The 26,052-nt window shown below is 70.8% G+C and carries 19 protein-coding genes; 7 read left to right on the top strand and 12 right to left on the bottom strand.

Annotated features, from left to right (window positions below; genetic code table 11):
- Nucleotides 1-14: 14 nt before the first annotated feature.
- From OG905_RS30480 to OG905_RS30445, 8 genes are all read right to left on the bottom strand, one after another.
- On the bottom strand, nt 15-1,676 hold the full coding sequence (locus OG905_RS30480; protein WP_328678867.1) for a glycoside hydrolase family 13 protein: 1,662 nt from the start codon (nt 1,674-1,676) through the stop codon (nt 15-17).
- A 47-nt stretch (nt 1,677-1,723) separates the two neighbouring features.
- Nucleotides 1,724-2,593: a carbohydrate ABC transporter permease gene (locus OG905_RS30475; RefSeq protein ID WP_328678866.1), complete on the bottom strand. Its 870-nt coding sequence runs from the start codon at nt 2,591-2,593 to the stop codon at nt 1,724-1,726.
- Nucleotides 2,590-3,603 carry a carbohydrate ABC transporter permease gene (locus OG905_RS30470; protein WP_328678865.1) on the bottom strand — a complete coding sequence of 338 codons (1,014 nt, stop codon included), beginning with the start codon at nt 3,601-3,603 and terminating at the stop codon, nt 2,590-2,592. Before OG905_RS30470 ends, OG905_RS30475 begins: the two co-directional genes overlap by 4 nt.
- Before the next feature lie 88 nt (nt 3,604-3,691).
- Nucleotides 3,692-4,990, bottom strand: a complete 1,299-nt coding sequence (locus OG905_RS30465) for an ABC transporter substrate-binding protein (protein ID WP_328678864.1) — start codon at nt 4,988-4,990, stop codon at nt 3,692-3,694.
- A 227-nt stretch (nt 4,991-5,217) separates the two neighbouring features.
- Nucleotides 5,218-6,237, bottom strand: coding sequence for a LacI family DNA-binding transcriptional regulator (locus tag OG905_RS30460; RefSeq protein WP_328678863.1), 1,020 nt, complete (start codon nt 6,235-6,237; stop codon nt 5,218-5,220).
- A 190-nt stretch (nt 6,238-6,427) separates the two neighbouring features.
- Nucleotides 6,428-7,888 (bottom strand): glutamate synthase subunit beta, encoded by a 1,461-nt coding sequence (locus OG905_RS30455; protein ID WP_328678862.1) that lies wholly within the window; start codon nt 7,886-7,888, stop codon nt 6,428-6,430.
- Entirely contained in the window at nt 7,881-12,443 is a 4,563-nt protein-coding gene (gene gltB, locus OG905_RS30450; protein WP_328678861.1) for a glutamate synthase large subunit, read from the bottom strand. Before gltB ends, OG905_RS30455 begins: the two co-directional genes overlap by 8 nt.
- A 390-nt stretch (nt 12,444-12,833) precedes the next feature.
- Nucleotides 12,834-13,562, bottom strand: coding sequence for a VIT1/CCC1 transporter family protein (locus OG905_RS30445; RefSeq protein WP_328678860.1), 729 nt, complete (start codon nt 13,560-13,562; stop codon nt 12,834-12,836).
- A gap of 222 nt (nt 13,563-13,784) precedes the next feature.
- Between OG905_RS30445 and OG905_RS30440 the strand changes: the two genes are divergently transcribed.
- From OG905_RS30440 to OG905_RS30410, 7 genes are all read left to right on the top strand, one after another.
- Nucleotides 13,785-14,819, top strand: coding sequence for an ADP-ribosylglycohydrolase family protein (locus tag OG905_RS30440; protein ID WP_328678859.1), 1,035 nt, complete (start codon nt 13,785-13,787; stop codon nt 14,817-14,819).
- 230 nt (nt 14,820-15,049) lie between these two features.
- Complete coding sequence (locus tag OG905_RS30435; RefSeq protein WP_443044095.1) at nt 15,050-16,444, top strand: ADP-ribosylglycohydrolase family protein; 1,395 nt, start codon at nt 15,050-15,052, stop codon at nt 16,442-16,444.
- Entirely contained in the window at nt 16,410-17,573 is a 1,164-nt protein-coding gene (locus tag OG905_RS30430) for an ADP-ribosylglycohydrolase family protein (RefSeq protein ID WP_328678857.1), read from the top strand. The genes OG905_RS30435 and OG905_RS30430 overlap by 35 nt, the downstream gene beginning before the upstream one ends.
- Complete coding sequence (locus OG905_RS30425) at nt 17,570-18,940, top strand: ADP-ribosylglycohydrolase family protein (RefSeq protein ID WP_328678856.1); 1,371 nt, start codon at nt 17,570-17,572, stop codon at nt 18,938-18,940. The genes OG905_RS30430 and OG905_RS30425 overlap by 4 nt, the downstream gene beginning before the upstream one ends.
- A complete protein-coding gene (gene rbsK / locus OG905_RS30420) occupies nt 18,937-19,821 on the top strand; it encodes a ribokinase (RefSeq protein WP_328678855.1) in 885 nt (294 codons plus the stop codon). Before OG905_RS30425 ends, rbsK begins: the two co-directional genes overlap by 4 nt.
- Nucleotides 19,818-21,029, top strand: a complete 1,212-nt coding sequence (locus OG905_RS30415; protein WP_328678854.1) for a CaiB/BaiF CoA transferase family protein — start codon at nt 19,818-19,820, stop codon at nt 21,027-21,029. Before rbsK ends, OG905_RS30415 begins: the two co-directional genes overlap by 4 nt.
- Nucleotides 21,026-21,841 (top strand): HpcH/HpaI aldolase/citrate lyase family protein, encoded by an 816-nt coding sequence (locus tag OG905_RS30410; protein WP_328678853.1) that lies wholly within the window; start codon nt 21,026-21,028, stop codon nt 21,839-21,841. The genes OG905_RS30415 and OG905_RS30410 overlap by 4 nt, the downstream gene beginning before the upstream one ends.
- 60 nt (nt 21,842-21,901) lie before the next feature.
- On the opposite strand, the gene lgt is transcribed toward OG905_RS30410, so the two are convergent.
- From lgt to trpB, 4 genes are all read right to left on the bottom strand, one after another.
- Nucleotides 21,902-22,885 carry a prolipoprotein diacylglyceryl transferase gene (lgt, locus tag OG905_RS30405; RefSeq protein ID WP_328678852.1) on the bottom strand — a complete coding sequence of 328 codons (984 nt, stop codon included), beginning with the start codon at nt 22,883-22,885 and terminating at the stop codon, nt 21,902-21,904.
- A 107-nt stretch (nt 22,886-22,992) separates the two neighbouring features.
- The gene (locus OG905_RS30400; protein ID WP_328678851.1) at nt 22,993-23,829 is read right to left on the bottom strand and encodes a DsbA family protein; all 837 of its coding nucleotides are present in this window, start codon (nt 23,827-23,829) and stop codon (nt 22,993-22,995) included.
- A gap of 62 nt (nt 23,830-23,891) precedes the next feature.
- Nucleotides 23,892-24,707 (bottom strand): tryptophan synthase subunit alpha, encoded by an 816-nt coding sequence (trpA, locus tag OG905_RS30395; protein ID WP_328678850.1) that lies wholly within the window; start codon nt 24,705-24,707, stop codon nt 23,892-23,894.
- Nucleotides 24,704-25,945 carry a tryptophan synthase subunit beta gene (gene trpB / locus OG905_RS30390; protein WP_328678849.1) on the bottom strand — a complete coding sequence of 414 codons (1,242 nt, stop codon included), beginning with the start codon at nt 25,943-25,945 and terminating at the stop codon, nt 24,704-24,706. Before trpB ends, trpA begins: the two co-directional genes overlap by 4 nt.
- Nucleotides 25,946-26,052 lie beyond the last annotated feature (107 nt).

Raw genomic sequence — 26,052 nt, 5'->3', positions numbered from 1 at the left:
GCCCACCCGTCTCCTCAGAGCGCCAGCCACACCGCGGTGTCGCCCGGCAGCCGGTCACCGTCCAGCGTCCCGCTGGCCAGCAGTACCCGGCTGTGGGCGGGCAGGGCCACCGGCTCGTCGGAGAAGTTCACCACGCACCGGAAGCCGGGCTCACGGCGGAACGAGAGAACGTCGCTGTCCGGGGCGCTCTCCCAGGTCAGCGTGCCGTCGCCGAGAGCGGGGTTGCTCCGGCGCCCGCTCAGCGCCGACCGGTAGAGGTTCAGCATGGAGGCGGGGTCGCCGTTCTGAACCTCCGCGGTCAGGGACTTCCACGCCTCCGGCTGAGGCAGCCACGGCGCCGCGGTCGTGGCGTCGGGGCTGAAGCCGAACGGCGGGCAGTCACCGTTCCACGGCAGCGGGACGCGGCAGCCGTCACGCCCTCGGTCGGTGTGGCCGGAGCGCTCCCACGTGGGGTCCTGGAGCACGTCCTCCGGCAGATCCTCGACCTCCCACAGGCCCAGCTCCTCGCCCTGGTACAGATAGGCACCCCCCGGCAGCGCCAGCGTGAGCAGGGCGGCGGCGCGCGCCCGGCGGGTGCCGAGCTCCAGATCGGCCGACCGGTCCAGTTGGGACAGCGAGCGCTGCTGCCCCTCGGGCTGCGGCCTGGCGTAGCGGGAGACATGCCGGGCGACATCGTGGTTGGACAGCACCCAGGTGGCGGGCGCACCCACCGCGCCGAGCGCGGTGAGCGACTCGTCGATCACCCGGCGCAGTTGGCCTGCCCGCCAGGGGGCCATCAGATAGTCGAAGTTGAACGCGGTGTGGAGCTCGTCCGGGCGGACATAGCGGGCCAGCCGCTCCGGAGTGCCCGCCCATGCCTCCGCGACGAACGCACGGGTCTCGCCGTACGCGTCGGCGACAGCCCGCCACCCCTGGAAGATCTCGTGGACTTCGTCGCGGTCCCAGTGCGGGTGGTCACCGACGCCCACTCCGTCGAGGAGCTTGACGTCGAGCGAGCCGAGGTCCGGCAGCCCCGGTGCCTTGACCAGGCCGTGCGCCACATCGATGCGCACCCCGTCGATGCCCCGGTCGAACCAGAAGCGCAGGATCGACTCGAACTCGGCGCGCACCTCGGCGTTGTCCCAGTCGAGGTCCGGCTGCTCGGGTGCGAACAGGTGCAGGTACCACGGCCCGGGTGTGCCGTCGGGCTCGGTGATCCGTGTCCAGGCGGGGCCGCCGAACACGCTGCTCCAGTCGTTGGGCGGCAGGTCGCCGCGGGGGCCTCGACCGGGCCGGACGATGTAGCGGTCCCGCGCCGGCGACGAGGGGCCGCCGACCAGCGCCTCGCGGAACCACGCGTGCTCGGACGACGTGTGGTTCGGCACGATGTCGATGAGGACGCGCAGCCCGTGCTCGTGCGCCTCTTCCACCAGGGCCTGTGCGTCGTCCAGGGTGCCGAAGGCCGGGTCGATGTCCTGGTAGTCGGCGACGTCGTAGCCTCCGTCGGCCATGGGGGACGGGTACCAGGGGCTGAGCCAGAGCGCGTCCACGCCGAGTCGGGCGAGGTGGGGAAGGCGCCGGCGCAGGCCGGCGATGTCACCGATACCGTCGCCGTTGCCGTCGGCGAAGCTGCGGATGTACACCTCGTAGATGACGGCGTCGCGCCACCACTTGGCGGGGGTCCGGGCAAGAGCCACGGTGTTTCTCCTCGAAAGAACGTAGGTGAGGGGCGGGCGGGGGCCGGTTACTTGACGGCGCCCGCGGTGAGTCCCGCGATGATCCTTCGCTGGAAGATCAGTACGAGGACCACCAGCGGCACCGTGACGACGACGCCGGCCGCCATCTTGGTGCCGTAGGGGATGTCGAACCCGGTCGACCCTCCGAAGCGGGAGATCGCGACGGTGGCGGTCTGCATCGAGTTCTTGTTCACCATCGAGACGGCGATGATGAACTCGTTCCACGCGGCGATGAACGTGAGGATCGCGGTGGTGAACACGCCTGGCGCAGTCAGCGGCATGATGACCTTGCGGAACGCCTGTCCTGGAGTACAACCGTCCACCATCGCGGCCTGTTCCAGTTCGCGCGGAAGCTGCTTGAAGAACGCGGTCAGGTTCCACACCGCCAGCGGCAGTGCGAACGACATCGACGGCACGATCATCGCCTGGTAGGTGTTGACCCAGTGCAGCGTGTTGGAGAACAGCTTCAGCATCGGCACGACCAGGGCGATCCCCGGGAACATGGAGGTCGCGATGATGACGGCCAGCACCGCGTTCTTGAAGCGGAACTCCAGCCTGGCCAGTGCGTAGGCGGTGAACACCGCGATCACCAGGGTGAGCACCGTGGTGATGCCGGCCACGAGCAGGCTGTTGAGCAGCGCCCGCCCGAAGCCCGTCCCCGGCCTCAGCACCGCCCGGTAGTTCTCCAGCGACCACGGCGAAGGGATCGGGGACTTGTCGAACAGATCGGAGCTGCGCCGCAGGCTGGAGACGACCATCCAGTAGAACGGCGCCAGACAGTAGGTCATGATCGCGGCGACGCCGGTGAAGGCGAGCACGGCCGGTGCGGTGAATCGTCGCCGGGGCCGAATCCGTACGGTGGTCGAGGTGGCGCTCATGCCGTCGCTCCCTTCGTCGTTGCCCGCCGGGCGCGGCGGTCGCGCTTCGTGGCCCGCTGCTCGGAGAACACGTCGGCGCCCAGGAGTCTGACGAAGACGAAGGCGACCACGGCGACGTAGAGGAAGAGGATCACCGCGTAGGCGGAGGCAGGCCCGTAACGGGTGTTGGCCGCCTCGTCGAACGCCAGCATCGACAGCGTCTGAACCGACTCCTTGTGCGCGCCGACGAGGACGTACGGCAGGTCGAACATGCGCAGCGCATCCAGCAGCCGGAACAGCACGGCCACCAGCAGCACCGGCCTGATCATGGGAAGGGTGATGCGGAGGAACTCCTGCAGGCGGTTCGCGCCGTCCACACGCGCCGCCTCGTACACCTCTCTCGGGATGAGCTGGAGACCGGCCAGTACCAGCAGCCCCACGAACGGGGCGGTTTTCCAGGTGTCCGCCACGATCACCGCAAGGGCCGCCTGGACCCCGTCCGTGGTCCACAGGATCTCCTGCCCCAGCAGGGCGTTTGCCGCACCGTCGGCCTGGAAGATCCACTGCCACAGCAGGGCGGAGACCACCGTGGGGATGGCCCAGGGCACCAGTACGCCGGCCCGGACCAGGGCTCTGCCGCGCACCGCGTGGTTCATCACGAGCGCCATCGCCACGCCGAGCACGGTCTCGATGAGCACGGTCGTGACGGTAAAGAACGTGGTGTTGGAGAAGGCGTTCCAGAACTGTTTGCCCGCCTCCCCGCCGAAGATCTCCCTGTAGTGCGTCAGGCCGGTGAACTGCTCTCCCTCCGATACGAAGCCGGAGCTGTCCAGACCCGACTTCTCACTGAACAGGGACTCGCGGAAGGCCGCCAGCACCGGGTATCCGGCAACCAGTGCGAGAACCAGGAGCGTTGGGGACACGAGCAGTGCGGCAAGTCGGCCTGTGCCGCGTTTTCGGGAGGGGCCGGGGGCGGGGGGCGCCTTGGGCGCCAGGGTGGCGGGGCGTTGCGGTGCCGTCAGGCTGGACATCGGAGGTCACCTTCAGCGGGGCGGGGAAAGGGCGGGCGAAGTCAGCCGCGCGGAGCCGTGTCAGGGACGGCTCCGCACGGACCGGGGGTCACGGCTTCGCGATCTTCTCCAGACGTTCCTGGAGCTCCTTCAGTGCCGCCGCCGGCGTTGTGCCGCCTTGCAGTGCCTGGTACGCGGCGCCCTGGATCGCCGCCGTCGCGTCTCCGTAGCGCACCACGCGCGGCCGGGGTGCTGCGCCCAGGATCGAGCTCTTGAGCACCGGCAGGTACGGGTACTTCTCGATCATCGCCGGGTCGTCGTACAGGGACGCGATGGTCGGCGCGTTGGAGCTGAGCAGCAGATTCTCGCGCTGCGACTGCTCGCTGGTGATGAAGGCGATGAAGTCGAGGGCCGTGGCCTTGTTCTTGGCGAACCTGCTGACCGCCAGGTTGTGTCCGCCCAGGCTGGAGACGCCCGGTCCGTCCAGGCCCGGCAGCGGGGCGACCCCGAACTTCCCCGCGACCTTGGAGGAGCCGTCCTTGGCGTTGGCCAGGGACCACTGGTACGGCCACTGCCGGTGGAAGACGAGCCGGCTCTGCTGGAACGCCTGCCGGCCCTCCTCCTCCTTGAAGGTGATGGCCTTCTTCGGTATCAGGCCACTCTTGTAGGCGTCCGTGAAGAAGCTGAGTCCCTTGAGCGCCTCGGGTGAGTCGACGGTCGGCTTGCCGTCCTTGTCGACGACGGAGCCGCCCGCGCCGTCGATCATCTCGGAGAAGTTGACCGTCAGGCCCTCGTACTTGTCGAACTGGCCCGCGTAGCAGGACATGCCCTTGCCCTGCGGAAGGGCCAGGACCTTCTGGCAGGTCTGCTCCATCTCCGCCCAGGTGCGCGGGGGCTGGGCGCCCACCTGCTTCAGCAGGTCGGAGCGGTAGTACAGCAACCCGCCGTCGGAGGTCCACGGGGCGGCATAGAGACGGCCGCGGTACGAGGCGCCTTCCAGCGTGGGCCCCAGGTACTTGCCGGCCTCGAACCTGTCCTTGGGCAGCTCGGCCACCCAGCGGTTGGCGGCGAACTCGGCCGTCCACACGACGTCGAGGCTCAGTACGGAGAACTCGCCCGACTTCAGCGATGCGTTCTGGATCATCCGCTGGCGCTGGTCGTCGGCGTTGTCGGGCAGTTCGATGAAACGCACCTGCTCGCTGCGGTGGCCCTTGTTCCACTTGTCGAGCATCTTGGCGAGGACACCCGTGTTGTCCTTGCCGCCCGCCAGGGTGATGGGTCCGCGGCCCTTGAAGCTGTCCTTGCTGTTTCCGCCGGCGCTGGGCGCCTGGGTACCCCCGCTCCCGCATGCGGCCAGAACGGCCGCAGCCGTGCTCACCACGCAGGCTCTGAGCAGCAGGTGCCTCATGTTGATCTCCTTTGTGCGGCTCCCGGCGGTCGTCCTCCGCCAAGGTGCAGTGAGACTAAACAGCGAGGCGCAAGGGAGTCTACAGATACTCGCAAGTTATTTAACATTTCTTATGTAAGCAGCCGTCATTCGCGATCGGCTCCATGCGAAAGGCGGCGTCCTGGAGGACGCCGCCTTCTCTTCCGGTGGGGTGCTCCCACCACTGACTTTGCCAGCCGCGGACTTTGCTAGCCGCGCGCGACCGCGGTGCTGCCCCGCATCACCAGTTCGGGCTCGAACAGGAGCTCCTCGTTGCTGTTGCTGTTGCTCTTGCCGGCGATCCGGCTCGCCAGCAGTGAGACCGCGGCCCTGCCCATCGACTCGACCGGCTGACGCAGCGTGGTCAGCGGGGGGTTGGCCAGCGGCATGAACATCGAGTCGTCGTACCCCACGACGGAGACGTCGCCCGGCACGTCGAGTCCCATGCGCTGGAACGCCCGGACGGCACCGAGGGCCATGAGATCGCTGCCGGACACCACGGCCGTGACGCCCTGCTGAATGAGTCTTTGCGCGGCCGCGGCGCCGCCCTCCAGCGAGTACATCGTGTGCGTGACGAATGGCTCGGGGTCCCGCACGCCGCAGAGCTCGCGCATCGCCGTGATGAACGCCGTCTTCTTGCGGACGGCGGGCACATGATCGTCGTACTCCCCCAGGGCCAGCCCGATGCGCCGGTGCCCCAGGGAGGCCAGATGACGTACCGCCAGCTCGGCCGCCATCCCGTCGTCGGTCGACACGGACGGGAAGCTCAGCCCCTCCGCCATCCCGTTCACCCCGATGACGGGCAGTCCGCGATCCAGCAGCCGTTCGTAATGACTGTGGTCCGCCTTGATGTGCGAGTGGAGGCCGCAGACGAACACCGCGCCGGAGATCTGGTGCTCCAGCAGCAGGTCCACATAGTCGCTCTCGGACACCCCCCCGAACGTGCGGGTGCACAGCACGGGCGTGAACCCCCGCTGCGCCAGCGTGGAGCCGATGACCTCGGAGAACGCCGGGAACACGGGGTTGGTCAGATCCGGGGCCACCAGCCCGACCAGGCGATTGCCCCGCTCCCTCAGCTGCCGGGGCCGCTCGTACCCGAGGACGTCGCACGCGCTGAGCACCGCGGCCCGGGTCGACTCCGCGACCCCCGGCTTCCCGTTGAGGACGCGGCTGACCGTCGCCTCACTCACCCCGGCGTATTCCGCCACCTCGACCAGTCGTTTCGCCATGACCGCAAGGCTACTGCAAGACTTGCATTCGTTTACATGAGTCCATGAGGGCGGGAGCTCTCCGGGCCCGCTCCCCGTCAGCCAGACATGCCGCGGCGCCCGCCCATCGTCCGGTCGGGGACAGTTGGGCAGGCGCCGCGTTGAGTTCCGTACGCCGTTGTACGGGACCGTATGAGGGGTTGAGCGGTGATCAGACCGTCAGCGCACGGTCCGTCGGACGGATCGGAGCCGGAAGCTCACTCGCCCCCGTCAGGAAGCGGTCCACACCGCGAGCCGCCGAGCGGCCCTCGGCGATCGCCCACACGATCAGCGACTGGCCGCGACCCGCGTCGCCCGCGACGAACACGCCGTCGACGTTCGTCGCGAAATCCGCGTCCCGCGCGACGTTGCCCCGCTCGTCGAGCTCCAGGCCGAACTGCTCGACCAGGCCGTTCGCCTGGTCCGTGCCCGTGAAGCCCATTGCCAGGGTGACCAGCTGCGCCGGGATCCTGCGCTCGGTGCCCGGCTTCTGGGTCAGCTTGCCGTCGACGAACTCCACCTCGATGAGGTGCAGGTACTGGACGTTGCCGTCCTCGTCGCCCTCGAAGTGCGTCGTCGAGACGGAGTAGACCCGCTCGCCGCCCTCCTCGTGCGCCGAGGTGACCTTGTAGAGCATCGGGAAGGTCGGCCACGGCTGACCCGCCGCACGCTCGTCGCCCGGCCGCGGCATGATCTCCAGCTGGGTGACCGAGGCCGCGCCCTGACGGTGGGCCGTGCCCACGCAGTCCGCGCCCGTGTCGCCGCCGCCGATGACGACGACGTGCTTGCCCTCCGCGGTGATCGGCGGGGCGACGAAGTCGCCCTCCTGCACCTTGTTGGCGAGCGGCAGGTACTCCATCGCGAAGTGGATGCCGTTCAGCTCACGGCCGGGCACGGGCAGGTCGCGCGAGACGGTCGCACCGGCGGCGATGACCACGGCGTCGTAGCGCCGCCGCAGCTTCGCCGCGTCGATGTCGCGGCCGATCTCGACCTCGGTACGGAACTTGGTGCCCTCCGCGCGCATCTGCTCGATGCGGCGGTTGATGTGCACCTTCTCCATCTTGAACTCGGGGATGCCGTACCGCAGCAGTCCGCCGATGCGGTCCGCGCGCTCGTACACGGCGACCGTGTGGCCCGCCCGGGTCAGCTGTTGGGCGGCTGCCAGGCCCGCCGGGCCCGAGCCGATGACGGCGACCGTCTTGCCGGAGAGGCGGTCCGGCGCCTGCGGCCTGACGTCGCCCGTGTCCCAGGCCTTGTCGATGATGGAGACTTCGACGTTCTTGATGGTGACGGCGGGCTGGTTGATGCCGAGGACGCAGGCCGACTCGCACGGAGCGGGGCACAGGCGGCCGGTGAACTCCGGGAAGTTGTTCGTGGCGTGCAGCCGCTCGGACGCCGCCTGCCAGTCCTCGCGGTACGCGTAGTCGTTCCACTCGGGGATCAGGTTCCCGAGCGGACAGCCGTTGTGGCAGAACGGAATGCCACAGTCCATGCAGCGTCCGGCCTGCTTGCTGATGATCGGCAGCAGCGAGCCCGGAACGTAGACCTCGTTCCAGTCCTTCAGCCGCTCGCCCACCGGACGGGTCGTGGCGACCTCACGGCCGGTGGTCAGGAAGCCCTTGGGGTCAGCCATTGGTCGCCGCCTCCATCATCTTCTCGGTGGTCTCCTGCTCGGAGAGACCGGCGAGCTCAGCGGCGTCCTTGGCGGCGAGCACTGCCTTGTACGTGGTCGGGATGATCTTGCTGAAGCGGTCCACCGCGACGGACCACTCGGCCAGCAGCTTCGACGCGACGGTCGAGCCCGTCTCCTCCTCGTGGCGGCGCACGACATCGTGCAGCCACTGCCTGTCGGACTCGGTGAGCGACTCGATCGCCTGCAGGTTCCCGGCGTTGACGTTGTCCCGGTCGAGGTCGATGACGTAGGCGACACCGCCGGACATACCGGCCGCGAAGTTACGTCCCGTCTCGCCGAGGACCACCGCGTGACCGCCGGTCATGTACTCGCAGCCGTGGTCGCCCACGCCCTCCGAGACGACCGTGGCGCCGGAGTTGCGGACGCAGAAGCGCTCGCCGGTGCGGCCGCGCAGGAACAGCTCGCCGCCTGTCGCACCGTAAGCGATGGTGTTGCCCGCGATGGTGGAGTACTCGGCGAGGTGGTCGGCGCCCCGGTCCGGGCGGACGACGACGCGGCCTCCTGAGAGGCCCTTGCCGACGTAGTCGTTGGCGTCGCCCTCCAGCCGCAGCGTCACACCGCGCGGGAGGAACGCTCCGAACGACTGGCCGGCCGAGCCGGTGAAGGTGATGTCGATGGTGTCGTCGGGCAGGCCCGCACCGCCGAACTTCCGCGTCACCTCGTAACCGAGCATCGTGCCGACGGTCCGGTTGATGTTGCGGATCGCGATCTGCGCGCGGACCGGCTGCGCGGCCTCGGCGGAGACCGCGTTCAGCGCCTCGGCGGCGAGCTCGATCAGCTCCTTGTCGAGGGCCTTCTCCAGACCGTGGTCCTGCTCGATCAGCTGGTGGCGCACGGCGCCGTCCGGCAGTTCGGGGACGTGGAAGAGGGGCGCGAGGTTGAGGCCCTGGGCCTTCCAGTGGCTCACGGCCCGCTCGGTCTCGAGGAGTTCGGCGTGGCCGACGGCCTCCTCGATCGTACGGAAGCCCAGCTCGGCGAGGAGCTCGCGGACCTCCTGGGCGATGAACTCGAAGAAGTTGACGACGTACTCGGCCTTGCCCGCGAAGCGGTCGCGCAGCACCGGGTTCTGGGTGGCGATACCGACCGGGCAGGTGTCCAGGTGGCAGACGCGCATCATGATGCAGCCGGAGACGACGAGCGGCGCGGTCGCGAAACCGAACTCCTCGGCGCCGAGCAGCGCGGCGATGACGACGTCGCGGCCGGTCTTCAGCTGGCCGTCGGTCTGCACGACGATGCGGTCGCGCAGGCCGTTGAGCAGCAGGGTCTGCTGGGTCTCGGCGAGACCGAGCTCCCAGGGGCCGCCCGCGTGCTTCAGCGACGTGAGCGGGGAGGCGCCCGTGCCGCCGTCGTGGCCGGAGATGAGGACGACGTCCGCGTGCGCCTTGGAGACACCCGCGGCGACCGTGCCGACACCGACCTCCGACACCAGCTTCACGTGGATACGCGCGAGGGGGTTGGCGTTCTTGAGGTCGTGGATCAGCTGAGCCAGGTCCTCGATGGAGTAGATGTCGTGGTGCGGCGGCGGGGAGATGAGGCCGACGCCCGGGGTGGAGTGCCGGGTCTTGGCGACCCACGGGTAGACCTTGTGGCCGGGCAGCTGGCCGCCCTCGCCGGGCTTGGCGCCCTGCGCCATCTTGATCTGGATGTCGTCCGCGTTGACCAGGTACTCGGAGGTCACACCGAAGCGGCCGGAGGCGACCTGCTTGATGGAGGAGCGGCGCTCCGGGTCGTACAGGCGGTCCGCGTCCTCGCCGCCCTCACCGGTGTTGGACTTGCCGCCCAGCTGGTTCATGGCGATGGCGAGGGTTTCGTGCGCCTCGCGGGAGATGGATCCGTAACTCATCGCGCCGGTGGAGAAGCGCTTGACGATGTCGCTGACCGGCTCGACCTCGTCGATCGAGATCGGCTGCCGGGCCTCGGACTTGAAGCCGAAGAGGCCGCGCAGCGTCATCAGCCGCTCGGACTGCTCGTTCACACGGTCCGTGTACTTCTTGAAGATGTCGTACCGCTTGGTGCGCGTGGCGTGCTGCAGCCGGAAGACCGTCTCCGGGTCGAACAGGTGCGGCTCGCCCTCACGGCGCCACTGGTACTCACCGCCGATCTCCAGCGCGCGGTGCGAGGCGGCTATGCCGGAGGCCGGGTAGGCCTTGGCGTGCCTGGCCGCGACTTCCTTGGCGACGACGTCGAGACCGGCGCCGCCGATCTTCGTGGCGGTGCCGTTGAAGTACTTCTCGACGAAGGCCTCGTCGAGGCCGACGGCCTCGAAGACCTGCGCGCCGCGGTAGGAGGCGACCGTGGAGATGCCCATCTTGGACATGACCTTCAGGACGCCCTTGCCCAGCGCGTAGATCAGGTTGCGGATGGCCTGCTCGGGCTCCAGGCCCTCGATGAAGGTGCCGGCGCGGACCAGGTCCTCGACCGACTCCATCGCGAGGTACGGGTTGACGGCGGCAGCGCCGTAGCCGATGAGGAGCGCGACATGGTGCACCTCACGCACGTCACCGGCCTCGACCAGCAGCCCCACCTGGGTGCGCTGCTTGGTACGGATGAGGTGGTGGTGCACGGCCGAGGTGAGCAGCAGCGACGGGATCGGCGCGTGCTCGGCGTCGGAGTGCCGGTCGGACAGGACGATCAGCCGGGCGCCGTCCTCGATGGCCGCGTCGGCCTCGGCGCAGATCGCCTCGATACGGGCCGCGAGGGCGTCGCCGCCGCCGCTCACGCGGTAGAGGCCGGAGAGCGTCGCGGCGGTCATGCCGGGCATGTCGCCGTCGGCGTTGATGTGGATGAGCTTGGCCAGCTCGTCGTTGTCGATCACCGGGAAGGGCAGGGTGACGCTGCGGCAGGAGGCCGCGGTCGGCTCCAGGAGATTGCCCTGCGGGCCCAGCGAGGAGTGCAGCGAGGTGACGAGCTCCTCGCGGATGGCGTCCAGCGGCGGGTTGGTGACCTGCGCGAACAGCTGGGTGAAGTAGTCGAAGAGCAGCCGGGGACGCTCGGACAGGGCCGCGATCGGCGAGTCCGTACCCATGGAGCCGAGCGGCTCGCCGCCGGTCCTGGCCATCGGCGCGAGGATGACGCGCAGCTCCTCCTCTGTGTAGCCGAAGGTCTGCTGGCGGCGGGTGACCGAGGCGTGGGTGTGGACGATGTGCTCGCGCTCGGGCAGGTCCTCGAGCTCGATCTCACCGGCCTCCAGCCACTCGCGGTACGGCTTCTCGGCGGCGAGCGAGGACTTGATCTCGTCGTCCTCGATGATGCGGTGCTCGGCGGTGTCGACGAGGAACATCTTGCCGGGCTGGAGGCGGCCCTTGCGGACGACCTTGGCGGGGTCGATGTCCAGGACGCCGACCTCGGAGGAGAGGACCACAAGACCGTCGTCGGTGACCCAGTAGCGGCCGGGGCGCAGTCCGTTGCGGTCCAGGACCGCGCCGACCTGGGTGCCGTCGGTGAAGGTGACACAGGCCGGGCCGTCCCAGGGCTCCATCATCGTGGAGTGGTACTGGTAGAAGGCACGCCGGGTCGGGTCCATGGAGTCGTGGTTCTCCCACGCCTCGGGGACCATCATCAGCACCGAGTGGGGCAGCGAGCGGCCACCGAGGTGGAGGAGCTCAAGCACCTCGTCGAAGGAGGCGGAGTCGGAGGCGTCCGGCGTACAGACCGGGAAGATCCGTTCCAGCTTCTCGCTCCCGAAGAGGTCCGAGACGAGCTGCGACTCGCGGGCACGCATCCAGTTGCGGTTGCCCTTGACCGTGTTGATCTCGCCGTTGTGCGCGACGAAGCGGTACGGGTGGGCCAGCGGCCAGCTCGGGAAGGTGTTCGTCGAGAACCGCGAGTGGACGAGCGCGACGGCCGTGGCGCAGCGCCGGTCGGAGAGGTCAGGGAAGAAGGGCTCCAGCTGCCCGGTCGTGAGCATTCCCTTGTAGACGATCGTCCGGGCGGAGAGCGAGGGGAAGTAGACCCCGGCCTCGCGCTCGGCGCGCTTGCGCAGCACGAAGGCCTTGCGGTCGAGCTCGATGCCCGTGCTGGTGGTGTCTGCCACGAAGAGCTGGCGGAAGGCCGGCATGGTGGCGCGGGCGCCGCTGCCGAGGAGATCCGGGGTGACGGGGACCTCGCGCCAGCCGAGGACGTTCAGGTCTTCTTCAGCGGCGATCGTCTCAATGAGTGAGACGGCCTCGTCGCTGTCCCGCGCGGGCAGGAAGGCGATGCCGACGGCGTACGAGCCTGCCTCGGGGAGCTCGAAATCCACGGCCTCGCGGAGGAAGGCGTCCGGAACCTGGAGCAGGATGCCCGCGCCGTCGCCGGAGTCCGGCTCGGAGCCGGTGGCGCCGCGGTGCTCAAGATTCCGCAGGACGGTCAGCGCCTGTTCGACCAGCTCATGGCTGGCAACACCGGTGAGGGTGGCCACGAACCCGACGCCGCATGCGTCGTGTTCGTTACGGGGGTCGTACATCCCCTGAGGGGCGGGGCGACCGTCCATGGGCGACCAGGCGTCGGAACGCATCGGCTCTCCCGTCGTCGTCGTGGCATGTTCACTGCCGAGGGACGACGTTGGCCCTCTGCGAAATTTCGTGCAGGTTACATGATGGAGTGCTTCTCGGAAAGTGGATAGGTCATTCCAACATGCGGACACCGCCCAAGGCGGTGGAGGTGGGTCACACACGGACAGATCGGTGTCAGTGGACCCGTCGCAGAGCAGGCTTCATTGCCCGCAGCGCCTACGGCTCATGCCCAGTGGTTAAGGACTCGAAACCGCGGAGTAACGGCAACTTATGTAGCGCATTGCATAGTGTCGCACCTGGGGCGGATTTCGTAGACAGGGCGTACGTCACAACTTTCGGCCCGCGGGCGCCGGGGCGCACGCGGGCCGGTGGGAGCCAAGGAGCGGGGCGCGTCAGATTGCCGCGCCGAGGAGCGCGCCGAGTCCGTAGGTGACGGCGGCGGCCGCTCCGCCCAGGACCAGCTGGCGCAGTCCGCTGTACCACCAGTTGCGCGCGGTGACGCGGGCGACGAGGGCGCCGCAGGCGAAGAGCCCGACGAGAGCGAGCAGCAGCGCGGGCCACAGGGCACTCGCTCCGAGCAGGTAGGGCAGTACGGGCAGCAGCGCGCCCAGAGCGAACGAGCCGAACGACGAGACCGCGGCGACGGTCGGCGACGGCAGGTCGTCCGGGTCGATGCCGAGCTCCTCGCGGGCGTGGATCTCCAGCGCCTGCTCGGGGTCCCTGGAGAGCTGCATCGCCACCTCGCGGGCGAGCGCGGGCTCGACGCCACGGGCGACGTAGAGGGCGGCGAGCTCCTCCATCTCGTCGACGGGGTGCTTACGCAACTCCCGCCGCTCGACGTCGAGTTCGGCCTCCACGAGCTCGCGCTGCGAGGCTACGGACGTGTACTCGCCGGCGGCCATGGAGAACGCGCCGGCGGCGAGACCGGCGAGACCGGTGATGACGATCGCCTGCTGGGACACCACACTGCCGGCCACACCGGTCATGAGCGCGAGGTTGGACACGAGTCCGTCCATCGCACCGAAGACCGCGGGTCGCAGCCAGCCGCCGTTGACGTCACGGTGGGTGTGATTGTCGCGGTGCGCCGCGTGAAGCGTCGCTTCGGTTTCGATGATGGACACAGTTCTCCCCTTTTCCGGCAGCGGACTTGATGGTCCGTGCCCCCTCCGACACCCTCGAAAATACGCACGATGTAAGGGCCGCGCCAGCAAGGCAGGCCGTACTTACCTGGAGTCGGGCGGGTGACATCGAGCGGGTGACAGGGATGTTTCTCAGACTCGTCGCGCGCCGCGCGTGGCACAGATGCAGGAACAGGCTCGGTGCGCGCGAAAGGGGCCCGCCCCATGGAGTTGATTGCATGCAATCCCGTTGATCCGGCCGGTAACGCCTCGCTTCTGCGCGATCGGGCCTGTGGTGCGCTGCTGGGCCTCGCGGTGGGCGATGCGCTCGGTGCACCCGCCGAGAACATGCGGCCGTCCGAGATCCGCCGCAGATGGGGGCGTATCGAGGGCTTCGTGAGCGACGACCCGGCGGGCACGGACGACACTGAGTACGCGATCTTCTCGGGCCTGCTGCTGGCGCGGCACGGCTCGGCGCTGACCGTCGCGCATGTCGAGAACGCGTGGCACCACTGGATCGCGGATCTGGACGAAGGCCCGTTCCGGGGTGCGGGTTTCAGTGAACGCGGCACCCTGGAGAATCTCAGGCGCGGACTCGCCGCCCCCATCTCGGCTCAGCACCGGCACGCATGGAGCGACGGGCTGGCGATGCGTGCGGCGCCGTTCGGGGTCTTCGCGGCGGGGCACCCGGCGGAGGCGGCGCGACTGGTCGCGATCGACGGCTGCGTCAGCCACGACGGCGAGGGCATCTACGGCGGCCAGGCAGTGGCGGCGGGTGTGGCGGCCGCGATGGCGGGCGGCGGCCCGGCCTCGGTGATCGGCGCCGCGCTGTCCGTCGTCCCCATGGACTCGTGGACCGCCCGCTCCCTGCGCCGCGCGGTGGTGGCGGCCCAGCGCACCCACGCGGACACCCTGGCGATGGAACGCTCCGTCCGCTCGGCGGTGGTGATCGGCGGCTACCCGTGGACTGACCTGGCCCCGGAGGCGGTGGGCCTGGCCTTCGGCGCGTTCGCGGCGGCCCGCGGAGACTTCCGTACGTCGGTCCTGACCGCGGTCAACATGGGCCGCGACGCGGACACGACGGCAGCGGTGGCGGGCGCCCTCGCCGGCGCGCTGTCTGGGGCGTCGGCGATCCCCCCGGCGTGGGCCTCGGCGATCGGCCCGGTCCGCGGGAGCTGCCTCCCGTCGATGAGGGGCTACCACGTCCTGGACATCGCGGAACTACTGACGCCGGACGACGACGCCCAGGTGACACGATGACGGCGGAGGGCGGGGCACCGGCCGCGGGCGACGTGGTCGGCACAGGCTGTGACCCGACTGCCGGTGCCGGCCCGCGGGCCTCACGTGAAGCGCGGCGCGACACCGCGGTCGGACGGGGCGACACCGCGGTCGGACGGGGCGGCTCCGGCGGCACGACGGCCCCGGCCGGTCCGCACGGCTTGCGCGAAGCACTGGGCGACTCCGCGGGCGGCTCGCGCGAAGCGCCTGGCATCGCCTCGGGCCGGGCACCGGCAGCCCCGGAGGCGCTCCGCTCGGGAGCAGCATCGCCCAGGCCCGCGGACAGCGCAGTCCGCACGCCCGAAGCGGCGAGCAGCCCGGCAGGCAGCGCACCGGCCGCGGCCAGCGCGCGCCGCTTGCGCGAGGCAGCGGGCGAAGCGACCAGCATCCGCCGGAGGCCCGGGGGTCGGCCCGCCCGCGCGGCCGAGGCGCACGGGGTGGGGGAAAAGCCCCCGGCCCGGCCCATCGAAGGGCTGCTCCTCGGGCTCGCCGCCGGGGACGCCGCCGGGTGGCCCGCCGCGCGGCATCGGGCGGCGCGGATGCCCGAGTGGACCCGGCGGCTCACCCGTGAGCTCGATACCTTCGCCGAGCAGAACGCCACCACCACCCTCCCCGTACCCATCGCCCTCAACCAGCCTCCCGAACCCCTCCGCCTCGGCCCGTCCGACGACGCCGAATGGGCCGCCTTCGCCGCCGAGACCGTGCTCACCGCCGCCGGGGACCTCTTCGCCGGGCTCGCCCCCGGCCGCCGGATGCGCGCCGCCGTCGATCTCGCCTGGAACTCGCTCGCCAGCGAGGTCGCCGCGGCCGCCGACCGCGCCCCCGAGGTCGAGTCCGCCGTGCTCCCCCTCCGCGCCCGTATCTCCGTACGCGCCGGACTCGGCAATCTCGCCACCGGACTGCGCCCTCCCGCCACCGGCCATGACAACCCGCACTACTTCGACGACGCCGCCTGCGTACGCGCCGCGGTCCTCGCCGTCGTCCACCCCGGCGACCCGGCCGCCGCCGCCGAACTCGCCGAGTTCGACGCGCGCTACAGCCAGGACGGCGACGGAGTGCACGGCGCCCGCGCCATGGCCGCGGCCGTCGCCGCCGCGCTCGGCGGGGCATCCGTCGACGACGCCGTCGACGCCGCACTCGCCGAGCTCCCCGACGCCACCGAGATCGGCCGCAACGCCCACCACGCCGTCAAGCTCGCCCGCGACTCGACGGGCGCCTTCGAACTCGTGCCCCTTCTGGAGCACCAGATCGTCGACCACGTCTACAGCTACGGCATCGCCGCCGCCGAGACCGTCCCCGTCGCCCTCGCCCTGGCCGTCGCCGCCCGCGGCCGGGTCGCCGAGGCCGTGCCCGCCGCCGCCTGTCTGTCCCGAGTGGCCGACTCCGCCCCCGCCCTCGCCGGTGCGCTGACCGGCGCGCTCGGCGGCGGTGACTCCGTCCCCGCCACCTGGCGCGACGCCTGCCGGACCCTCGCCGGCTGCGCCCTCCCCCGCCTCGCCGGGACGGATCTCGTCGAACTCGCCGGGCTGCTCGCACACACGGAACTGACCGCCCCGGGTGGACAATTCCGACATGACGACGACACTCGAGACGCTCACACTCGATGACCGGATCACGGGCAGCCTGATCGGCGCGGCGGTCGGTGACGCGCTCGGCGGCCCGGTCGAGGGCTACTCCCCCGAGCAGATCGTGGAGCGGCACGGCGGCCGCGTCCATGGCATCGTCGGCCCCTGGCACGGCGACGAATGGCGAACCGCCCGCCCCATCGCTCCGTACCACAAGGGCGACGGGCACATCACCGACGACACCCTGATGACGCACGCGCTGGTCCGTGTGTACGCGACCGTCCGCGACCACCTCGACGCGTACGCCGTCGCCGACCATCTGGTCCCCGACCTGATCTCGACCCCCCGCTGGATCCCGGAGCTGGAGGCGGAGGCACTGCCCCTGCAACGCGTGTTCCTGGCCGAGAAGTGGATGGTGACCCGCCTCCACTACGGCCACAACGACCCGCGCGAGGCAGGCGTCGGCAACATCGTCAACTGCGGCGCGGCGATGTACATGGCTCCGGTGGGCCTGGTCAACGCGGCCCATCCGACGGCCGCCTACGCCGAGGCCGTCGACATCGCCGGCGCCCACCAGTCCTCCTACGGCCGCGAGGCGGCGGGCGTTTTCGCCGCGGCGGTCGCGGCGGCCGCTCTCCCGGACGCCACCCCCACCACGGTGATCGACACCGCGCTCTCCCTCGCCAAGGACGGTACGCAGGCGGCGATCGAGTCGGTCGCCGAAGTCGCCGCCCAGCACTCGGACTTCGAGTCGGCACTGGCTCCGCTGCGCGCCGCGGTCGCCCCCTTCGACACGGTCGGCCCGGACTACCGCTCCCCCTCCCTCGCCGCCCGCCGCCCCTCGCGGCTGCACTCCATCGAGGAACTGCCCATCGCCCTGGGCATGCTGATGGTCGGCGGCGGCGACTACCGCCGTACCGTCCTAGGAGCAGTCAACTACGGGCGCGACTGCGACTCGATCGCCTCCATGGCCGGTGCGATCGCGGGCGCGCTCCACGGGGAGTCCGCGGTGCCGAGCGACTGGGCGAAGACGGTGGCCGAGGCCAGCCGTATCGACCTGCACGCCCCGGCGGGGGAGCTGGCCGCGGTCGCCCGGGAGATCTTCACTCGTGACCGCGAGCGCCGCCGGGCCCACGAGTCGGCGTTCGCCCGGTTGACGGACCTGCCATGACGGGCCTGCGCCTCACCTGGGTCCAGCCGGAGGACCTGCTCGGCCATGAACTGCGCCAGGCAGAGGAGGACGGCCGCGACGCGCGGGACATCCGCAGCCGCTGGCTCCGGGCGGGCGGCCCCCCGGCCCCACCCCGCGCCGGAGCGTCCCCCACCCCCGCGCCCCCGCACCTGCGCGCCCTGGCACACGAGCTCCTGGACGAACTGGCCCTGCTTCCCTCCCCGTTGACGGAGTACGAGCCCACACCCCTGACGCTGATCACCGCTGCCTGCCCCGCCTGGCCGGCCCCGCCCGCGACCCGCCCCACCCCCAGTGACCCGGGCACACTCCACGCCGCCTGGCTCGGCCGCGCCGTCGGCTGTCTCCTCGGCAAGCCCGTCGAAAAGCTCCCCCTCCACGCCATCCGCGCCCTCGCCCGCGCCACCGGCAACTGGCCCCTCACCACCTGGTTCACCGCCAGGGGCCTCCCCCCTGAACTCGCCGCCGCCCACCCCTGGAACCGCCGGTCCGCCGCCACCTCGCTCGCCGAGAACATCGACGGCATGCCCGAGGACGACGACCTCAACTACCCCCTGCTGAACCTCCTTCTCCTCCAGCGCCACGGAAAGGCGTTCACCACCGCCGAACTCGCACAGCTGTGGCTCGACGAGCTCCCGGCCGGCCGCACCTTCACCGCCGAGCGCATCGCGTACCGCAATCTCCTCTCCGGCGTCGAACCCCCGCTCACCGCCGCCCGCCGCAACCCCTTCCGGGAGTGGATCGGCGCCGCCATCCGTGCCGACATCCACGGCTGGACGCACCCCGGCGACCCCGCGGCCGCCGCCGCGCAGGCCCACCGCGACGCCTGCCTCACCCACACCGCGAACGGCGTCTACGGTGCGATGTTCATCGCCGCCGCCCTGGCCACCGCGGCCGGCGGCACAGCCGGTGTGCACGACGCCCTCGCCGCCGGGCTCACCGTCGTTCCCCCGCGTTCCCGCCTCTCACGGGCCGTCCGGTTCGGCATCGACACCGCCCGCGCCGAACCGGACTTCGACACCGTCGTGGACCATCTCCACGCCGCACTCGGCCACTACCACTGGGTCCACGCCGTCCCCAACGCCGCCATCCTCGCGGCCGCCCTCACCCACGCCGACGGCGACTTCAGCGGCTCCATCTGCCGTGCCGTCTCCGGCGGATGGGACACCGACTCCAACGGCGCGACCGCCGGGTCCCTCGCGGGCCTGCTCGCCGGCAGCCCCGACGCCCTCCCCGGCCACTGGACCACCCCGCTCAAGAACCGTCTCGCCACCTCCGTCGCCGGTTTCGACGGCATCGGCTTCGACACCCTCGCCCACCTCACTCACCAGGAGGTACTCCGCCCATGACCGTCATCGCCGTGCTCGGCAGCACCAACATGGACCTCGTGGCCTACGTCGCCAACGCACCCAAGCGCGGGGAGACCGTCACGGGACGGGAGTTCCGCACGATCCCCGGCGGCAAGGGCGCCAACCAGGCCGTGGCCGCCGCCCGTGCCGGCGGCGATGTCGCCATGATCGGCGCGATCGGCTCGGACGAGTTCGGCGGGCGCCTGCGGCATACCCTCGTCTCCTCCGGTGTCGACACCGATCTCCTGCGCACCGCCGAGGGCCCCTCCGGCACCGCCCACATCGTCGTCGACGACGAGGGCGGCAATTCGATCGTCGTGATCCCCGGCGCGAACGGCACCGTCACCTCCCTCGCCCCCGGCGACGAGGCCCTCATCGCCACCGCCGACACGCTCCTCCTCCAGCTCGAACTCCCCCTCAGCGCCGTGCTCGAAGGCGCCGAAACCGCACGCCGCCACGGTGTACGGACCGTCCTCACCCCTTCCCCCGCCCAGCCCCTGCCTCCCGAACTGCTCGCCGCCACGGACCTGTTGGTGCCCAATGAGCACGAGGCGGCCACGCTCACCGGTGTCGCCGACCCGCACACCGCGGCCGAGGCCCTGCTGCGCCAGGTCCCCGAGGTGGTGATCACCCTCGGCTCGGCGGGCTGTCTTTACGCGAGCCGGGGAACCACGCCCTTCACCGTCCCCGCCCCCAAGGTCACCGCGGTCGACACCACCGGCGCCGGTGACACCTTCGTCGGCGCGCTCGCCGTCGCACTCGGCGAGGGCAAGCCCGTGGAGCAGGCCCTCGCCTGGGCATCCGCGGCCGCCGCCCTGTGCGTCCAGCGCCCCGGAGCCTCCACCTCCATGCCGTACCGCCCCGAGATCGACGCCTCATGACCGCACAGCCCAAGCCCCCGGCTCCCTCCCCGCTGCAGGGGCTGCGCGTCCTCGACCTGGCCACTCTCTTCGCGGGCCCGCTCGCCGCCACCATGCTCGGCGACTTCGGCGCGGAGGTCATCAAGGTCGAGCACCCCACCCGCCCCGACCCCTCCCGGGGCCATGGCCCCGACAAGGACGGCGTCGGTCTGTGGTGGAAGCTGCTCGGCCGCAACAAGCGCACCGTCACCCTCGATCTGTCCACCCCAGGCGGCCGCGCGACCCTCCTCCGCCTCGCGACCACCGCCGATGTCATCATCGAGAACTTCCGCCCCGGCACCCTGGAGAAGTGGCAGCTCGGCTGGGACGAGCTGAGCAGTGCCAACCCCCGTATCGTCCTGACCCGCGTCACCGGCTTCGGGCAGTTCGGCCCGTACTCGCACCGTCCCGGCTTCGGCACCCTCGCCGAGGCGATGAGCGGCTTCGCCGCGATCACGGGCGAGCCCGACGGTCCGCCCACCCTCCCTCCGTTCGGCCTCGCCGACTCGATCGCCGCGCTCGCCACCTCGTACGCCGTCATGACCGCACTCGCCGCCCGCACCGCCACGGGCCGTGGCCAGGTCGTCGACCTGGCGATCATCGAGCCGATCCTGACGGTCCTCGGCCCGCAGCCGCTCTGGTTCGACCAGCTCGGTTACGTACAGACCCGCACCGGCAACCGCTCCCGCAACAACGCCCCCCGCAACACCTACCGCACCGCCGACGGCTCCTGGCTGGCCGTGTCCACCTCCGCGCAGTCCATCGCCGAACGCGTCATGCATCTCGTCGGCCGTCCGGATCTGATCGACGAGCCGTGGTTCGGCAGCGGCAGCGGACGCGCCGAGCACTGCGACGTGCTCGACGAGGCGGTCGGCGGCTGGATCGCCCGGCGCACCCGCGCCGAGACCATGGCCGCCTTCGAGAAGGCCGAAGCCGCGATCGCCCCGATCTACGACGTCCGGGACGTCATGGAAGACCCCCAGTACCAGGCGCTGGACACCATCACCGAGGTCCCCGACCCCGAGCTCGGCCCCCTCCGTATGCAGAACGTCCTCTTCCGGCTCTCCGAGACCCCCGGCGCCATCCGCTGGGCGGGCCGACCGCACGGCGCCGACACGGATGCCGTCCTCACCGAACTCGGCCTGTCCCGGGCCGATATCGCCGCACTCCGTACCCAGGGCGCCCTATGACCACCCCGCTCACCTATCTGTACGCACCCGGGGACCGCCCCGAAGTGGTGCACAAGGCACTCGCCTCCGGCGCCGACGTGGTGATCGTCGACCTCGAGGACGCCGTGGCCCCCGACCGCAAGAAATACGCGCTGGCCGCCACCGCCGACCTTCTCGCTTCCCCCCAGACCCTTCCGGTCCATGTCCGCATCAACACCCCCCATGACATCGAGGCCCTCATCGCACTTCCGGGCCTCTGTGCTCTGCGTATTCCAAAGGTCGCACACGCCACTGACATCCGGCGGATCGCGGCCCGCGCCCCGGGCATCCCCCTCTATCCGCTGCTCGAATCGGCTCTCGCCATCGAGCACGCGTACGCGATCGCCACCGCCCATCCCGCCGTCCACGGCATCGCCATCGGCGAGGCCGACCTCCGCGCGGACCTCGGGGTACGGGACGGCACCTCCCTCGACTGGCCGCGCACCCGCATCGTGGTCGCCGCGCGCGCGGCCGGTCTCGCGCCCCCGGCCCAGTCCGTCTTCCCCGACATCCGCGACCTCGACGCCCTCTACGCCTCCTGCACCCACGGCCGCGCCCTCGGCTTCCTGGGCCGGGCAGCCATCCACCCCCGCCAACTCCCCGTCATCGAGCGGGCGTTCCGCCCGACGCCCGAGGAGATCGAGGCGGCGGAGGAGATCGTCAAGGCGGCCGCAACGGACGGGGGCGCGCTCGCCCTGCCCGACGGCCGCTTCGTCGACGCGGCGATCGTGGCCGCGGCGCAGCGGACGCTGGCTCTCGCCCGCCGCGAGGGTTCATGGAAATGGAGTTCCTGAAAGCGGAAGGCCGCCGGAACCTTTCGGTCCCGGCGGCCTCGTCGCGCGCTTTACCCGCGGTCAGCCCTTCTTGGCCGACTCCGCGTCGGCGGAAGCCGCACCGGCGTCCGGCTCAGCCTTCTCGTCACCGTCCGCAGGGTCGCCGTCCCCAGCGTCGCCGTCCGCAGCATCATCGGCGGGAGCGTCGTCACTCGGAGCGTCGTCAGCGTCAACAGGAGCGGTCTTCGCGGGCCTCTCCGGCTCGACGACCTCCTCGCGCCCCGGCCGCACCCTCGCCGAGATCACGATGTACGTCACCGCCAGCACGAAGACGACGATCGCGGTCCACACATTCAGGCGCAGTCCCAGCACGTGGTGCGCCTCGTCGACGCGCATGTACTCGATCCAGGCCCGGCCCACGCAGTACGACGCGACATACAGCGCGAACGCCCGGCCGTGCCCCAGCTTGAAGCGGCGGTCGGCCCAGATGACCAGCAGCGCGACGCCGATGCACCACAGCGACTCGTACAGGAAGGTCGGGTGGTACAGGCCCGCCTCCCGGTTCGTACCCTCGGTGATCTTGAGGGCCCAGGGCAGGTCGGTCTTCTTGCCGTACAGCTCCTGGTTGAACCAGTTGCCCCAGCGGCCGATCGCCTGCGCGAACGCGACGGCGGGTGCGAGGGCGTCCGCCCAGGCCGGGAGAGGGATCCCGCGGCGGCGGCAGCCGATCCAGGCACCGACCGCGCCCAGGGCGATCGCGCCCCAGATACCGAGGCCGCCCTGCCAGATCTTGAAGGCGTCGACCCAGTTCTCACCCTCGCTGAAGTACAGCTGGTAGTCGGTGATCACGTGGTAGAGCCGGCCGCCGACGAGACCGAAGGGCACCGCCCAGACGGCGATGTCGGCCACGGTGCCGGCTTTGCCGCCCCGGGCGATCCAGCGCTTGTTGCCGTACCAGACGGCCACGAAGACGCCGATGATGATGCAGAACGCGTAGCCGCGCAGCGGGAGCGGTCCGAGATGGATCACTCCGGTCGACGGGCTGGGAATGTAGGCAAGTTCCATGGCAGGACCGACGCTACCCTGCCGGGTGGGACGTACGGCAACCCACCCGGCAACGTCTGGATAACGAGCCCCGGCCCTGTACGGCAGAGCCTGGGGGCCGCGAACGGTCAGGAGGATGGAGCGCTCGGGGTCGGTGTCGACCGCTGGGTGCCCGGCTTCTTGCCCTTGTTCGCCTCGGCGACCCACTTCTTCAGGTTGGCCGGGGAGATCTGCTCGCCGCCCTTGTACGGGAAGACCTTCTCCCCGTTGAGCAGCACGGTCGGCGTGCCGCGGAAGCCGCTGTTCGTGAACGCGGTGGCCGACTTCTGCACCCACGTGTCGTGCGTGCCGTCCTCCACGCAGGAGCGGAAGGCGGGGGTGTCGAGGCCCTCGACCTTGCCGGCGAGCTCGATCAGCCTGCTGTTCTCGCCGAAGCCATCCTCCGTCTCGGGCGGCTGGTTCTGGTAGAGGACGTCGTGGTACGGGTCGAACTTGCCGACGTCCTGCGCGCAGGCCGCGGCGTTCCCGGCGCGCAGCGAGCCGCTGCCGCCCATGTTCCCGTCGATGATGGTGGCGAGGTGGTACTCGGCCTTGACCTGGCCTGTTGCCTCCAGGTCGTGGATCGTGTCCCGGAAAGCGTTCTCGAACTGGGCGCAGACCGGGCAGCGGAAGTCCTCCCACACCGTGAGCGTCGAGGGGGCGTCGCTCGCGCCCACCGGGATGGCGAGCTGGTCCTTGCCCTGCACGCCCGCGGGCGCCTGCAGCGGACCGGCGTCGGAGCCGCCGTCCTTCTTCCCGGCATTGGCCGCGATCACCCCGATCACGGCGGCGAGGCCGAGGACGCCCACCACCGCGGCCGAGACGATCAGCAGCCGCCGGCGCTTCTCACGCGCCTTCTCCTGCTCGCGTTCCTGCTGGAGCCGCTCTCGCGCGGTCCGCTTCCGTTCCTGGTTCTTCTCGCTCACATCCCACAAACGAACCGGGGAGGCGCTGCACGCCTCCCCGGTCCCAGATCCACTCGTACGAGCTACGCGCCCCTGCGCACGCCCTTGGCCAGCTCGGCAGCCAGTTCGCGTACCGCGACCAGGCCCTCGGCGTCGTCCGGTGCGTCGAGGAGCCGCTTGACGAAAGCGGACCCGACGATGACGCCGTCGGCGAAGGAGGCGACCTCGGCGGCCTGCTCGGGGTTGGAGACGCCGAGGCCCACGCAGACCGGCAGCTCGGTGGTGGCACGGGTGCGCCGCACCAGGTCCTGGGCCTGTGCGCCCACGGACTCGCGGGTGCCGGTGACACCCATCAGCGAGGCCGCGTACACAAAGCCGGAACCGGCCGCCGTGATCTGCGCGAGCCGCGCGTCCTTGCTGCTGGGCGCGACGACGAAGACCGTGGCGAGGCCGTGCTTCTCGGCGTGCTCCCGCCACGTACCGGCCTCCTCGACCGGCAGGTCGGGCAGGATGCAGCCCGCGCCGCCCGCCTCGGCGAGCTCGGTGGTGAAGCGCTCGATGCCGTACCGGTCGATCGGATTCCAGTACGTCATGACGAGGACCGGCTTTCCGGTGGCCTCGTACGCCTCGCGGACCGTACGCATCACATCGGCGATCTTGACGCCGCCGCGCAGGGCGATGTCGTCGGCGGTCTGGATGACGGGGCCGTCGAGGACGGGGTCGCTGTGCGGCAGCCCGACCTCGACGATGTCCGCGCCGCCGTCGAGGGCGGCCTTGACCGCCGCGATCCCGCCGTCGACGGTCGGGAAGCCGGCCGGGAGGTACGCGATGAGGGCGGCCCGGTTCTCGTTCCTGGCCTGCGCCAGGGTGTCGCTCAACAGTTGAATGTTGCCGCTCACTTCGCGTCCCCCTCGCCGTCGTACAGCCCGAAGTAACGGGCGGCGGTGTCCATGTCCTTGTCGCCGCGCCCGGACAGATTGACCAGGATCAGCCCGTCCCTGCCCAGCTCCTTGCCGAGTTCCAGCGCTCCGGCCAGCGCGTGCGCCGACTCGATCGCCGGGATGATGCCCTCGGTGCGCGACAGCAGCCGCAGCGACTGCATGGCCTCGTCGTCGGTCACCGCGCGGTACTCGGCGCGCCCGCTGTCCTTGAGGTAGGAGTGCTCGGGGCCGATGCCCGGGTAGTCGAGTCCGGCCGAGATCGAGTACGGCTCGGTGATCTGGCCCTCCTCGTCCTGCAGGACGTACGACCTTGAGCCGTGCAGGATGCCCGGCTCGCCCGCGGTCAGGGTGGCCGCGTGCTCCCCCGACTCGATGCCGTGGCCCGCGGGCTCGCAGCCGACGAGACGGACATCCGCGTCGGGGAGGAAGGCATGGAACAGGCCGATCGCGTTCGATCCGCCGCCGACACAGGCGACGGCCGCGTCCGGCAGGCGTCCCGCCCGCTGAAGGATCTGGCGGCGGGCCTCCACACCGATGACGCGATGGAAGTCGCGGACCATCGCGGGGAAGGGGTGCGGTCCGGCGACCGTGCCGAAGAGGTAGTGCGTACGGTCCACATTGGCGACCCAGTCGCGGAACGCCTCGTTGATGGCGTCCTTCAGAGTCCTGCTGCCCGAGGTCACGGGGATGACCTCGGCGCCGAGCATCCGCATCCGGGCCACGTTCAGGGCCTGGCGCTGGGTGTCGATCTCGCCCATGTAGATCGTGCACTCGAGGCCGAAGAGGGCACAGGCGGTCGCGGTGGCGACGCCGTGCTGGCCCGCGCCGGTCTCGGCGATGACGCGGGTCTTGCCCATCCGCTTGGTGAGCAGCGCCTGGCCCAGCACGTTGTTGATCTTGTGTGAGCCGGTGTGGTTGAGGTCCTCCCGCTTGAGGAAGACCCGGGCGCCACCGGCGTGCTCGGCGAACCGGGGCACCTCGGTCAGCGCGCTGGGGCGGCCCGTGTAGTTGACCATCAGGTCGTTGAGCTCGGCGGCGAAGGCGGGGTCGGCCTTGGCCTTGTCGTACTCGACGGAGACCTCGTCGACGGCGGCGACGAGGGCCTCGGGGATGAACTTGCCGCCGAAGGCGCCGAAGTAGCCCTCGGGGGTGGGGACGTGACCCTCCGGGTCCGGGATGAAGAAGTCGCTGGACATGGCGACGTGCTCCTTGTCAGGGCTGATGCCCCAGAAGTCTGGTGTGCAGGGACACGGTATGCGCGCGCGTCCGGGGTGACCGGGGGTGTTTTCCCCACCCCGCCCTC

The organism is Streptomyces sp. NBC_00322 (assembly GCF_036147535.1).
In the GTDB taxonomy this organism is placed as follows: Bacteria; Actinomycetota; Actinomycetes; order Streptomycetales; family Streptomycetaceae; genus Streptomyces.
This window is presented reverse-complemented; position numbering and strand designations above follow the sequence as displayed.